This window comes from Priestia sp. SIMBA_032 (assembly GCF_046535215.1).
Lineage (GTDB): Bacteria > Bacillota > Bacilli > Bacillales > Bacillaceae_H > Priestia > Priestia aryabhattai.
In genome coordinates, this window is record NZ_JAWRXD010000029.1 from 25,340 (window position 1) to 38,194 (window position 12,855).

Here is a 12,855-nt window from a genome sequence, read left to right on the forward strand (position 1 = left end):
GTAGTACACAGGGAGTAGATATATTATATAAATTCTCCTATGCTGTATAACTATAAAATTATGTCCTTATACTCTGTTCAGATATAAGGACATAATAATAAATGTTAATTTGTTACCGTTTCTTGACTGATTTTTTGTAAATACTCTCTCGTTCTCTTAGCAATAGGGAGTGGTTTCTCAAATGCAGCAGGGTACATAGCCTGTTCAACAATAGCCCAACCATTAAAGTTAACATCCTGTAGAGCTTTGAAAAATGATTTCATATCTACCATGCCATTTCATCAAGTGTCGCGATCATCTTTTCTGTTGTGCTATCAGAAGTAAGGTCATCCATCAGGGTTGTAGCAGTTAGATTTAAATTTCTCTTCTTAAGTTCTTTTTTTAATTGTTGATATTTATTAGGAAGGTACCCCCAAGGTCCAAGCTCAATACCTTCATACTTGGCCTCATGTATTTCATCAAGGCAACGTTTCCAATCCGTTTGCTTTTCGTTTTCAGCAAACCATAGCCCCCAGGAACAAGGAGCTGTCCCAAACTTTATTTTCATAATAAAAATCCCTCTTCCGCATTATCTTTCCTTTAAAAACGTTTTTTATAAAAAAGAGATATTATCATTTAAAGCTGTTTCGTAAATTTAAAGTTGTTTTGTAAGAAAGTTAAATTTTCTTTCGTAAAGGTATAAATCATATCCATATTAGCTCCTTTATTTGGCTGGAAAGGGTTTGGACCTGGAGCCGTTGCTTCAACTACAACATATCCATCAAAATCTACCTTCTTAATTCCAGAAATAAATGGAGTAAAGTCAATATGGCCACGTCCAATTGCTCTACGGTTACTATCAGCTACATGAAGTATATGCAATTTATTACCTGCATTCAAAAAAGGCGACTCAAGATCTGGATCTTCGATATTCATATGGTATGAATCGAGCAACATTTTTACTTTTGGATGATTGATTTCTTCAACAAAATCTACACCCTGGGCTCCTGTATTAACAATACAACTCTCATATCTGTTTAAAGGCTCAATTACAAGTATAATATCCAATTCTTCTGCTTTTTTTGTCAATTTCCGAACAGAATCAATCGCCCACTTCCAATCTTCCCCTGGAGCACCCATTGGAGCCGTTTTACCAACAGCAGAAGGACAAACAACTAAATAGTCGCCTCCTACCGCCTTAACTGCTTCAATCTGACGTTCGAAGTAAGCGACTGCTTTCCTTCTATTATCTGCGCTCGCATTTGCTAAATCTTGTTCTTCATTTGGCCAGCCAGTATCTCCTGTTAAACCACTTATCTCTAAATCTAGATTTTTTGCATGCTTTCTAATATCGTTCCAGTTATAATCATCTACTGCAGCCCTGATTTCAATTCCGTCATATCCCGTTTTGGCTACAAACTCCATTGTTTTTTCTAAAGGTATATCTCCAAAAGTCCAGCTACAAATTGAAAACTTCATTTTTTCTCCCTCTTTTACGTATTTAATTTATCTAAAAATGCTGTGTTTCAAAAAGCTATACCTAAAAGAAAAGAATAAACATAGAATGATATCGCTTTCTTTTTAGGTATAGCTAATATAACTATCTTTAAATCCAGTTATCCTGGTTAGACTAGTTGTACATTTTGCTTAATTTTTACTGGTGCATTTGTTTTAACTGATTCAATGCAAGCCAGTGCAATTGAAAGAGCTCTACGAGCATCTACACCTGTCGCATATGGTGTACTTCCAGTACGCACACATTCTACAAAAGAAGTGAGTTCTGTGACGTAAGCATCATGTAATAATTCAGTATCTTTTCGGTAGGTATCTCTACTTATTCCTTCTGCAGTGTAGCGAATCATATTTGTTTGCTGAATGCCTCCAGCTGTTACCATTCCAGCTGAACCAAATACTTCACCGCGCACATCATATCCATAAACTGCTTGGAAATTTGCTTCAGCTGTTGCAATTGCTCCATTGTCAAAACGGATATTTACAACTGCAGTGTCAAGAAGGCCTTTATCTTTAAAATCTGGTCGTACAAGTGCGTCTGCTACAGCGTATACTTCAATTGGTTCGGCACCTGGGTTTAAATAAAGTAATGCATCAAAGTCATGAATTAAAGTTTCTAGGAAGATTGTCCATTCTGGAATCGGAGTTGGATCGCCTAACCCCGGATCACGAGTTAGTGATCTTAATAATTGTGGAGTTCCAATTCTTCCTTCGACAATATCATCGTGAGCAGCTCTAAAACCTGAAGCAAAACGGCGATTAAAACCAACTTGTAATGGAACATTTGCTTCTTGAGCTGCTGCAATAGCTTTATCAGCTTCCTCTAAAGTTACTGCCATTGGCTTTTCACAAAAAACTGCTTTCCCTTCATTAGCGGCAGCTACAACAAGTTCTGCATGTGAACGTGCAGGGGCTGCAATGATTACCGCATCAACATTTGGATCCTTAAACATTTCTTTTGGATCTGTATATGCTTTAGAAGCTCCAAGTTCTGAAGCCAATCTCTCTGCTGCTCCTGGAAATGGATCAGTAATTGCAGTAAGCTTAGCTCCATGAATTTTGTGAGCAATAGATTTCCCATGAAAACTTCCCATACGTCCTGCCCCAACAAGTCCAATTCTAATTTCTTTCATCTTTCTTCCTCCTTAAAACTAATATTAATTCGCTCATTCTTATTAAGAGCTTTTTACACCATCTTTTTTGTAGCGCTTTCATACACTTGTGTAATCAATCTTTTTATTCATCATAAGTTAACTAAAAAGGAAAATACTTTCCTTCATGAAAAAAAATAATAAGCGAAAAATACGTATATCACTTAATGTAAACATATAAATAAAGTGATTTTCTATTTTTTTTATAAAATTAAAGGAAAGCTCTTTCCTTAATGAAGAGTTTATCTTTAATTTTTTTTATTGTCAATAATGTTTTAAAAATTTAAATAAATAATAAATATCATTCTTTTTTCTAAAAATACCTTTATTAACTTTCAAATAACTCAAGCTTATAGGCTGCATACCGTATGGTTAATTAAGAAATAAAAAAAGACAAGGTAAAAATGCCAATAAGGCATTTTTACCTTGTCTTTAAGGTTTAATTATATCTTTTGTTCAAATATGCGAGGTGGATTTTCTAATTACTAATTTCGGAGATAAAACTACACGCTGTTTAGTCTCTTTTGGGTTTTCAATCTCTGCTACTAGCAGCTCTACAACTTTTTCACTCATTTCTTGAATAGGCTGAGCTATAGTAGTTAAAGGAGGATCACAAATTGTAGACAAAACAGTGTTATCGAACCCAATAATTGATAACTCCTCTGGAACCTTCACTGCAAGTTCACGTGCACCTTGTATTGCTCCAATTGCAAGAAATTCAGTTGAGGCGAAGATAGCTGTAGGGGGAGAAACTGAAGTTAAAAGTTCACGTGTGGATCGGTTTCCTTCATCAACCGAGGCGTTATTTGAAAATACTAGACCTTCGTCGTATTCCAACCCTGCTTCTTCAAGCGCTTTCTTATATCCCTCAACCCTTGCTTGTATAGTAGGAAAATTAATATCTTCAGTAATGATTGCAATCTTCTCATGACCTAGACCTATTAGATGCTCTGTAGCTTGATAGCCTCCTAGAAAATCATCCACTAAAACTGCATCCACAGCTAGTGATGATACATCCCTTGAAAGTAAGGTAACGGGGATTTCTGCTTTAAGTAATTCTTTTATTGCTTTATTTTCTTTTAACCCTGTAGCAATTATCACACCATCTACATATTTTTGTTTTAGTATAGAAATATATTCTATTTCATTTTTTAAATCATTATCTGTACTACAAATCATTAGACTAAAGCCATATTTTTTTACATGATTCTCAATCCCTCTTGCGATTTCTGCCATAAAAGGATTTGCGATATTGGGTATTAGAAGCCCGATAGTTTGAATACGCTTTTTGACTGAAGCCACCACGCTAGGTTGATAATTTAGTTCACGCATTGTTTCCCTAACTCTTTTTCTAGTCTTTTCTGCAATACTACCTGTATTATTCAGTACCTTTGAAACAGTTGAAATTGATACACCTGCCTCATTTGCTACGTCATATATTGTTGGTTTCATTTTTCCTCCTCTTTCCTCATAACATCTTATACATTTATTCTAACCTATTTTAATTCTAGATAGAATGGTTCAATTCCGGTGGAAAGATTACTTTCATTCGAAAATAAGTGTTAAAACTCCTAAACGAACTGGTTTTAAGTAACCGTGCCAAATTATGAATAAGTAAAGAGGCTCTTTCTCACTAATAACAAGAAAGAGCCTCTTCACTTATTCAGCTATAATCAACTCAATATGATTATCTTTTGCATAATCATAATAAACCTCGCTAGGCTTTTTGTTAGTAACTAGATAATCAATTTCATTTAATTCACAATAAGTCATTAATCCGTATTTGTCGAATTTAGTATCATCGACTAACAAAAATACTTCTCCGCATCTTTTAACAATAGACGTTTTTAATTCACTCTCCAATGGTGAAGCATTTGTTACACCATTGGAGACGGATACCCCTGTTGACGCCATAAATGCCTTGTTAATGTTGTACGAATTTAAAATATCCATATATTTCATGGTTCCGAATGAATTTGTTTTTCTTTCAAGAATTCCCCCCATAGTGATTATATTTAAGTTTTCATATGGAAGTGCGCTTACGATAAAATCAATATTATTGGTAACAACCGTGATCTGCTTGTTACTGAGAAATTTGATTATTTCAATTGTTGTTGTTCCTGAGTCAATGAAGATAATATCCCCATCTTGTATATAATTTGAAGCTGCTCTCCCTATCCTCTTCTTTTCTTCTTGATTACGGACTTGTCTGGTTTGAAAAGACTCTAATCTTGTACGTTTATCCTGCTTAACAGTTATACCACCATATACTTTTTGAAAGTCCCCTCTGTCAACGAGTTCCTGTATATCACGTCGAACTGTATTTTTAGAAACTTGAAATACCTCCATTAACTCTTCTAAAGAAACCGATGAATGTTCAATAATATATTCTTCAATTTTATTTATACGTTTATCCTTAATCATTTTTTATCACCCTTTGCATTAAAATAGCTTCTACAATCAATAAAAACATTAATGGTTTATAGATTATATTTTACCAACAAGTTATCAAAACTTCACCAAAATTATAAAAAATGAAAAATTAAAGGTTGACTGAAGCGATTTATAGTATTAATATTTAACCTAACTTAACCAAAATATAACCAAAACATTATAAAAATATGACAATAACTTGATATATTTTAGGTTTTCTTCTGTGAGTATGGTTTAACCTAGTGTCTTGAAAATACCGAAATGTCTATTTGTTCAATTACAATTAAGGAGGAAAAATAAATGTCTAAGGTAATGGTAAAAGTAGATAAGTTAAAAAACTACATAAACGGTGAGTGGGTAGAAAGCAAAACTACTCAATACGAAGATGTGTATAACCCAGCTACAAAAGAAGTAATTGCTCAAGTCCCAATCTCTACAAAAGAAGAAATTGATTATGCAGTAGAAGTTGCAGCAAAGACATTCGAAAAATGGAAAGATGTTCCTGTTCAAAAGCGTGCAAGAATTTTATTTAACTTCCAACAGTTATTACAAAGTAATAAAGAAGAACTAGCTCGAATTATTACCATTGAAAATGGAAAGAACATTCCTGAAGCATTGGGTGAAGTGGGACGTGGAATCGAAAATGTGGAATTTGCTGCAGGTTCTCCTACTCTCATGATGGGTGACTCAATTCCAACGATTGCAACAGATGTAGAGATCACAAACTACCGTTACCCAATCGGCGTAGTCGGCGGAATCACACCGTTTAACTTCCCGATGATGGTACCTTGTTGGATGTTCCCAATGGCAATTTCAGTAGGTAACACATTTGTACTTAAACCATCTGAAAGAACACCATTATTAGCTCAAAAATTAGCAGAACTACTTGAGGAAGCTGGCCTTCCGAAAGGTGTATTTAACATCGTACATGGTGCGCATGATGTGGTAAACGGACTTCTAGATCATCCAGAAGTGAAAGCCATTTCATTTGTTGGATCTCAACCAGTTGGTGAATATGTTTATAAACGTGGAAGTGAAAACTTAAAACGTGTACAAGCCTTAACAGGTGCAAAAAACCATTCTATCGTTTTAAATGATGCAGATTTAGAACTTGCTGTAACAAATGTAGTTGCGTCTGCATTTGGATCTGCAGGTGAACGTTGCATGGCTTGCTCTGTTGTAACAGTAGAAGAAGGTATCGCAGATGCATTCCTTGAAAAGTTAGTGGAAAAAGCAAAAGGCGTAAAAATTGGTAATGGATTAGACGAAGGCGTGTTCCTAGGTCCCGTTATTAGAGAGCAAAACCAACAACGTACATTAGGCTATATCCAAAAAGGAATTGAAGAAGGAGCAAATTTAGTTTGTGATGGCCGTAATAATACGCCAGAAGACGGCTATTTTGTAGGCCCAACTATCTTTGATGGTGTTACAACAGACATGAACATTTGGAAAGATGAAATTTTCGCTCCAGTGTTATCTATCGTACGTGTTAAAAACTTAAAAGAAGCAGTTGTAACCGCAAATAAATCAGAATTTGCAAATGGTGCATGCATTTATACATCAAATGCTTCATCTATTCGTTACTTCCGTGAAAAAATTGATGCAGGTATGCTAGGCGTTAACTTAGGGGTTCCAGCACCAATGGCGTTCTTCCCATTTTCTGGTTGGAAATCTTCATTCTATGGAACATTACCTGCAAACGGTAAAGATGGTGTTGAATTCTACACACGTAAAAAAGTAGTGACAGCAAATTATAAAACACCATCATTTGAATAAGAAATAGTAAATGGGCTATTATCCTAGGTATCTTATGCTAGGGTAATAGCCATTCATAAATAAATAAATAAATAAACGATATAGGAGTTGAAAAGTAAATGAGTAAATTACTCCGAAAACCCAATCCAGTCGAAACATCCCTAGGAGTCAAAGTAGTTCATGAAGTAACAAGTGAGAATTCATCATTAGAATATGTAGGAATGAAAATTGTAGATTTAGACCCCGGAGCTATCTATAAACAAGAATTAGAAAAAGTAGAATGTTGTATCGTTGCTTTGACGGGAAAAATTAATGTAACAGATCATGAGAAAACATTTGAAAGTATCGGCACTAGAGAAAGCGTTTTCGAGAAGAAACCAACAGATAGTGTTTATATTTCAAATAATCGTGCATTTACGGTTGAAGCCGTTACAGAAGCACGTGTTATTCTTTGCTATTCTCCATCTACGAAACAATTGCCTACAAGACTCATAAAAGCAGAGGATAATAGTGTTGAAAATAGAGGAAAGTACAATAATAAACGTTTGGTACATAATATCTTACCGGATTCTGATCCCTCTGCAAATAGTTTATTAGTGGTGGAAGTATTCACAGAGAGTGGTAATTGGTCTAGCTATCCTCCTCATAAACATGACCAAGATAACTTACCTCATGAATCATTTTTAGAAGAAACGTACTACCATGAAATGAACCCGAAACAAGGTTTTGTTTTTCAGCGTGTGTATACAGATGATCGTTCACTTGATGAAACAATGGCAGTGGAAAATGGGGATGTTGTATTAGTTCCTGTAGGGTATCATCCTGTAGCAGTGCCAGATGGATACGAATCTTACTATTTAAATATTATGGCAGGGCCAACAAGAACTTGGAAATTCCACAACGAACCAGCTCATGAATGGATTCTAGAACGAAAATAAATAACAAGGAGACATGAGCAATATGAAAATTAAATTTAACTCAGAAAAAGAATTTGATATTATTGCGATTGGTCGTGCGTGCATCGATTTAAACGCAGTTGAATATAACCGTCCTATGGAAGAAACCATGACATTTAAAAAATATGTTGGAGGTTCACCAGCTAACATTGCCATTGGAACATCTAAATTAGGTCTAAAAGCAGGATTTATTGGCAAATTATCAGATGATCAGCATGGACGTTTTATTGAACAATATATGAGAGGAGTTGGAGTAGATACTTCTCATATGGTAGTGGATCAGGAAGGCCATAAATCAGGATTAGCTTTTACAGAAATTAAAAGTCCGGAAGAATGCAGTATCTTAATGTATCGTGATGAAGTAGCAGATCTTTTCTTAACATCATCTGAAGTTAGTGAAGAATATATTAAAAAGGCGAAAATTCTTCTTGTATCCGGTACAGCCTTAGCGAAGAGTCCTTCACGGGAAGCCTTATTAAAAGCTGTTCATTTAGCGAAGAAAAATGATGTGAAAATTATATTTGAATTAGATCACCGTCCATATACATGGGCTTCATCTGATGAAACATCAGCTTACTATACATTAGTTGCCGAGCAAGCAAATATTGTGGTAGGCACACGCGATGAGTTTGATGTGATGGAAAACAGTAAAGATGGTAGTAATGATGATACTGTAAATCATCTATTCAACCATTCTCCAGAGTTAATTGTCATTAAGCATGGCGTTGAGGGATCATATGCTTATACAAAATCAGGAGAAGTATTTAGAGGTCAAGCATATTTAACGAAGGTACTAAAAACATTTGGTGCAGGTGACTCTTACGCTTCTGCGTTCTTATATGCACTTATTAAAGGAAAAGGTATTGAGACAGCACTAAAATATGGAAGTGCTTCTGCAGCCATTGTTGTAAGTAAACACAGTTCTTCTGAAGCAATGCCGACAGTAGAAGAAATCGAGAAATTAATTGCTGAATATTCAAAAGAAACAGTTACAAATAAGTAAGAGGTGACAATATCGATGGGGAAAATTAGATTAACAACCGCACAAGCCCTAGTTAAATTTTTAAATCAACAATATATCCATATTGACGGTGAAGAGTTTCCATTTGTTGAAGGTATTTTCAATATATTTGGGCATGGAAATGTATTAGGTTTAGGTCAGGCACTGGAACAAGAATCAGGGCATTTAAAGGTCGTTCAAGGAAAGAATGAACAAGGGATGGCACATGCAGCTATTGCTTACAGTAAACAAATGTTACGCCGGAAAATTTATGCTGTAACAACTTCTGTAGGACCAGGATCAGCAAATTTAGCTGCCGCAGCAGGTACAGCTTTAGCCAACAATATCCCTGTGTTGTTTATTCCAGGTGATACGTTTGCGACAAGACAGCCTGATCCAGTTTTACAGCAATTTGAACAGGAATATAGCTTAGCAGTTACAACAAATGATGCCTTAAAACCCGTTTCAAGATACTGGGATCGTGTAACACGCCCTGAACAGTTAATGTCTAGTTTAATTCGTGCCTTTGAAGTAATGACAGACCCAGGAAAAGCTGGTCCTGCCACAGTTTGTATTGCACAAGATGTTCAAGGCGAAGCATTTGACTATGATGAAAAATTCTTTGAAAAGCGTGTGCATTATTTAGATCGCAAGGCACCGGTAGAACGTGAGCTGAATGGTGCAGCTGAATTAATCAAGTCAAGTAAAAAACCAGTTATTCTTGTTGGTGGAGGAGCAAAGTATTCAGGTGCTCATGATATCTTAATTGCCCTGGCAGAGAAACATAATATCCCATTAGTCGAAACACAAGCTGGTAAGGCTACAGTAGAGTCTGATTTTAAGAATAACCTAGGTGGAATGGGCGTTACTGGTACACTAGCAGCGAATAAAGCAGCACGTCAAGCAGATTTGATTATTGGAATTGGGACTAGATATACGGATTTTGCCACTTCATCCAAAACTGCTTTTAATTTTGAGCAAACAAAATTCTTAAACATTAACGTTAGTCGTTTACAGGCATACAAAATGGATGCCTTCCAAGTTGTTGCAGATGCAAAATTAACATTAGAACAATTGGCACCTCTTTTAGACGGCTATGAAAGTAAGTTTGGCCAAACTATTACTGAATTGAAGAATGAATGGATAGCTGAACGTGATCGTTTAAGTAAAGTAACCTTTACACGTGAAAATTTTGACCCGGAAATTAAAAGCCATTTCTCACAAGATGTTTTAAATGAGTACGCTGATACATTAAGTACTGAATTGGCCCAAACGACAGCTTTACTTGCTGTTAACGATACAATTGCACCAGACAGTACAATCATTACTGCAGCAGGATCTCTTCCTGGAGACGTACAGCGAATTTGGAATACGTCCGCACCAAATACCTACAATGTTGAATACGGTTATTCATGTATGGGATACGAGGTATCAGGTGCATTAGGAGTCAAATTAGCTCAGCCAACAAAAGAAGTGTATGCACTTGTAGGAGATGGAAGTTTCTTAATGCTGCACTCAGAGTTGATAACAGCTATTCAATACAACCAAAAAATTAATATTGTACTATTTGATAACTCTGGCTTTGGATGTATCAACAATTTACAAATGGATCATGGTGGTGGTAGCTATTTCTGCGAATTCAGAACCCATGATAACCAAATCTTAAATATTGACTATGCGAAAACAGCAGAAGGGTATGGAGCAAAAACATATCGTGTTAATACAGTTGAGCAATTAAAAGAAGCTTTAGAAGATGCAAAGAAACAAGAAGTTTCTACTTTAATTGATATTAAAGTACTTCCAAAAACGATGACAGATGGCTATGACAGCTGGTGGAACGTAGGCGTGGCGGAAGTATCAAATAAAGAAAGCATTCAAAAAGCACACGAATTTAGACAACAAAAATTAGAGAAGGCAAAACAATACTAATTAGCTAAATAAGAGAGGTGAGATAAAAGTGACGTTGGTACTAAAGGGTTTAGTTTCCATGAAAGAGATGCTTTTGAAAGGAAAAGAAGAAAAGTATGCGGTTGCGCAGATTAATATTAATAGTTTTCAATGGGCCGAAGCTATTCTAGAAGCAGCTCAAGAGGAACAATCTCCTATTATTGTAGCCTCTTCTGACAGACTTGTAGATTACCTAGGCGGATTTAAAACGATTGCAATAATGGTTAATAGGATTGTAGAAGACAAGAACATTACTGTACCAGTTGCTCTACATCTAGACCATGGAAGTAGCGTGGAACGATGTAAAGAAGCAATTGATGCAGGATATACTTCTGTCATGATTGATGGCTCACATCATCCAATTAATGAAAATATTGAAATGACCAAGCAGGTAACGGAGTATGCAAAACTTCATGGTGTTTCTGTTGAAGCTGAAGTTGGAACCGTTGGTGGTAATGAAGACGGCCTTATCGGTGGGATTCAATATGCAGATCCGGACGAATGTGTGCGCATTGTTAATGAAACAGGGATTGATGCATTGGCAGCAGCTCTTGGATCTGTTCACGGTCCATATCAAGGGGAACCGAAGCTAGGATTCGCTGAAATGAAGAAAATTTCAGAATTGACGAATATACCACTTGTTTTACACGGTGGATCAGGCATCCCTGACTATCAAATCCAAAAGGCTATTGAACTTGGTCATTCAAAAATTAATGTAAATACGGAATGTTTGCAAGCGTGGACTAAAGCTGTTCGAGAAGTATTGAATAAGGACAAAGAGGTATTCGACGCACGTGCTATTCTCACACCAGGTAAAGAAGCTGTTAAGCAAACAGTGAAAGCAAAGATTAGGGAATTTAAATCAAGTCATAAAGCTTAAAAAAAAGGAGATGTCTATCCCCTTCCCAGAGGCATCTCCTTTGCCTTTAAATTCTCTAATAATATTAGGTGTTTGTTGATGTGATTTATAAACACTTCTCAAATCATTGATGTTACCATAGTAAAATTGGGTAATTTTTATTCTTGTATTTTCATTACAGATTTAAAAAGACCGACACAAGTTTTTATATACTACTAAACAAATAATGAAAAAATGACTTATTTTTAGTGCGTATAAATGAAATCGATTTCATTTGAAGTTTTTTAATTAGAAGTAGCGATAAAGTTTTAAAATCCAATTTTAGATATTAATAAGAAAGGAAATAAAGAAATGATTTTAAAAGCACTTAAAAAAAATCAACCACTCACCATTAGTTACTACGAAAATGGATTACTTCAAACTTTTAGAGGGCAGATTTACAATCTAAATTGGATTGAACAAACTCTTTCGTTGGCAGATGAATACGAGGAAATTTTCTCCATTCATTTATCTAGTATTAAAGAAATTTATTAAGATTTTTATTAATAAGAACCTTAATAGCCCTCGCCTTAATTACATCACGATTTATTCCAAACTAAAATTCGATACTTACAGGTGAAGAATTTATGGTAACTAATATAGCCATACGTATTTTGTTTAAAGAAAAAGCCAGAGTACTTCAAGTACTCATACAAAAAAGAGATTATAGAAAAGGAGTCTTACTATGTCACAATCAGTTGTTATCCCTTCTTCTACAGATGAGAGTATTAAATCTACAGTATTAAGTGAAGAGCAAATGCACGCACTAAATCAATTATTAAATCCTGAAGTACAACAAAGACTTACTATTATTGTAGATAATTTACCGAAATTATCCGAAATAGTAACGTTACTTACAAACACTTATGATGTTGCACAATCATTATTAACTGACGACGTATTAAAGGAAGATCTACTTGGTGGAGTAAAAGAATTTATCGAGCCGGTAGAAGGAACAGTAAAAGGTCTTGCAGCTACTGCTATCGAGGCAAACGATCGTGCAGAAGCAAATGCTTCTAGCTCGATTGGCCTATTTGATTTATTACGTATGTTTAAAGATCCACAGACTCAAAAACTATTTCGTTTTGTTCAGGCATATTTAGATATTAAAAATCAAAAACAATAATAAATTTCATCAAAAAGTATAGACGGAGGATCGACTATGTCAAAACATATTTTAATTTTAGGCGGCGGTTACGGTGGTTTATTAACTGCAATGACAGC

Annotated in this window: 13 protein-coding genes; 7 read left to right on the forward strand and 6 right to left on the reverse strand. The window is 35.3% G+C overall.

The annotated features are described in order from the left end of the window. Nucleotides 1–104: 104 nt before the first annotated feature. The 6 genes from SB717_RS30595 to SB717_RS30620 all read right to left on the reverse strand — a co-directional run bounded on the left by SB717_RS30595 (nucleotide 105) and on the right by SB717_RS30620 (nucleotide 5,066). Nucleotides 105–272, reverse strand: coding sequence for a hypothetical protein (locus tag SB717_RS30595; RefSeq protein ID WP_410906362.1), 168 nt, complete (start codon nucleotides 270–272; stop codon nucleotides 105–107). After that, nucleotides 266–547 (reverse strand): hypothetical protein, encoded by a 282-nt coding sequence (locus tag SB717_RS30600; protein WP_410906364.1) that lies wholly within the window; start codon nucleotides 545–547, stop codon nucleotides 266–268. The genes SB717_RS30595 and SB717_RS30600 overlap by 7 nt, the downstream gene beginning before the upstream one ends. Before the next feature lie 68 nt (nucleotides 548–615). Then, nucleotides 616–1,458, reverse strand: a complete 843-nt coding sequence (locus SB717_RS30605; RefSeq protein ID WP_410906366.1) for a sugar phosphate isomerase/epimerase family protein — start codon at nucleotides 1,456–1,458, stop codon at nucleotides 616–618. 146 nt (nucleotides 1,459–1,604) lie between these two features. After that, nucleotides 1,605–2,624, reverse strand: coding sequence for a Gfo/Idh/MocA family oxidoreductase (locus tag SB717_RS30610; RefSeq protein ID WP_410906368.1), 1,020 nt, complete (start codon nucleotides 2,622–2,624; stop codon nucleotides 1,605–1,607). 474 nt (nucleotides 2,625–3,098) lie between these two features. Next, nucleotides 3,099–4,094 carry a LacI family DNA-binding transcriptional regulator gene (locus tag SB717_RS30615; RefSeq protein WP_410906370.1) on the reverse strand — a complete coding sequence of 332 codons (996 nt, stop codon included), beginning with the start codon at nucleotides 4,092–4,094 and terminating at the stop codon, nucleotides 3,099–3,101. A gap of 207 nt (nucleotides 4,095–4,301) precedes the next feature. Then, entirely contained in the window at nucleotides 4,302–5,066 is a 765-nt protein-coding gene (locus SB717_RS30620; protein ID WP_410906372.1) for a DeoR/GlpR family DNA-binding transcription regulator, read from the reverse strand. A 321-nt stretch (nucleotides 5,067–5,387) separates the two neighbouring features. On the opposite strand from SB717_RS30620, the gene SB717_RS30625 reads away from it, so the two are divergent. The 7 genes from SB717_RS30625 (at nucleotide 5,388) to SB717_RS30655 (ending at nucleotide 12,757) form a co-directional block, all read left to right on the forward strand. Continuing rightward, complete coding sequence (locus tag SB717_RS30625) at nucleotides 5,388–6,851, forward strand: CoA-acylating methylmalonate-semialdehyde dehydrogenase (protein ID WP_410906384.1); 1,464 nt, start codon at nucleotides 5,388–5,390, stop codon at nucleotides 6,849–6,851. 98 nt (nucleotides 6,852–6,949) lie between these two features. Further along, nucleotides 6,950–7,768: a 5-deoxy-glucuronate isomerase gene (gene iolB / locus SB717_RS30630; RefSeq protein ID WP_279621109.1), complete on the forward strand. Its 819-nt coding sequence runs from the start codon at nucleotides 6,950–6,952 to the stop codon at nucleotides 7,766–7,768. A 22-nt stretch (nucleotides 7,769–7,790) separates the two neighbouring features. After that, complete coding sequence (gene iolC / locus SB717_RS30635; protein ID WP_279621108.1) at nucleotides 7,791–8,789, forward strand: 5-dehydro-2-deoxygluconokinase; 999 nt, start codon at nucleotides 7,791–7,793, stop codon at nucleotides 8,787–8,789. A gap of 15 nt (nucleotides 8,790–8,804) precedes the next feature. Beyond that, complete coding sequence (gene iolD, locus SB717_RS30640) at nucleotides 8,805–10,715, forward strand: 3D-(3,5/4)-trihydroxycyclohexane-1,2-dione acylhydrolase (decyclizing) (RefSeq protein ID WP_410906374.1); 1,911 nt, start codon at nucleotides 8,805–8,807, stop codon at nucleotides 10,713–10,715. A 58-nt stretch (nucleotides 10,716–10,773) separates the two neighbouring features. After that, nucleotides 10,774–11,613, forward strand: coding sequence for a class II fructose-1,6-bisphosphate aldolase (gene fba / locus SB717_RS30645; protein WP_410906386.1), 840 nt, complete (start codon nucleotides 10,774–10,776; stop codon nucleotides 11,611–11,613). A 330-nt stretch (nucleotides 11,614–11,943) separates the two neighbouring features. Beyond that, nucleotides 11,944–12,126: a YolD-like family protein gene (locus tag SB717_RS30650; RefSeq protein WP_279621106.1), complete on the forward strand. Its 183-nt coding sequence runs from the start codon at nucleotides 11,944–11,946 to the stop codon at nucleotides 12,124–12,126. A gap of 208 nt (nucleotides 12,127–12,334) precedes the next feature. Further along, nucleotides 12,335–12,757 (forward strand): DUF1641 domain-containing protein, encoded by a 423-nt coding sequence (locus SB717_RS30655; RefSeq protein WP_279621139.1) that lies wholly within the window; start codon nucleotides 12,335–12,337, stop codon nucleotides 12,755–12,757. The last annotated feature ends 98 nt before the right edge of the window (nucleotides 12,758–12,855 follow it).

Coding starts and splice junctions, on each gene's coding strand:
- SB717_RS30615 (WP_410906370.1), bottom strand. CDS start 4,094: ATGAAACCAACAATATATGACGTAGCAAATGAGGCAGGTGTATCAATT.
- SB717_RS30610 (WP_410906368.1), bottom strand. CDS start 2,624: ATGAAAGAAATTAGAATTGGACTTGTTGGGGCAGGACGTATGGGAAGT.
- fba (WP_410906386.1), top strand. CDS start 10,774: ATGAAAGAGATGCTTTTGAAAGGAAAAGAAGAAAAGTATGCGGTTGCG.
- iolB (WP_279621109.1), top strand. CDS start 6,950: ATGAGTAAATTACTCCGAAAACCCAATCCAGTCGAAACATCCCTAGGA.
- SB717_RS30625 (WP_410906384.1), top strand. CDS start 5,388: ATGGTAAAAGTAGATAAGTTAAAAAACTACATAAACGGTGAGTGGGTA.
- iolC (WP_279621108.1), top strand. CDS start 7,791: ATGAAAATTAAATTTAACTCAGAAAAAGAATTTGATATTATTGCGATT.
- iolD (WP_410906374.1), top strand. CDS start 8,805: ATGGGGAAAATTAGATTAACAACCGCACAAGCCCTAGTTAAATTTTTA.
- SB717_RS30595 (WP_410906362.1), bottom strand. CDS start 272: ATGGTAGATATGAAATCATTTTTCAAAGCTCTACAGGATGTTAACTTT.
- SB717_RS30620 (WP_410906372.1), bottom strand. CDS start 5,066: ATGATTAAGGATAAACGTATAAATAAAATTGAAGAATATATTATTGAA.
- SB717_RS30605 (WP_410906366.1), bottom strand. CDS start 1,458: ATGAAGTTTTCAATTTGTAGCTGGACTTTTGGAGATATACCTTTAGAA.
- SB717_RS30600 (WP_410906364.1), bottom strand. CDS start 547: ATGAAAATAAAGTTTGGGACAGCTCCTTGTTCCTGGGGGCTATGGTTT.
- SB717_RS30650 (WP_279621106.1), top strand. CDS start 11,944: ATGATTTTAAAAGCACTTAAAAAAAATCAACCACTCACCATTAGTTAC.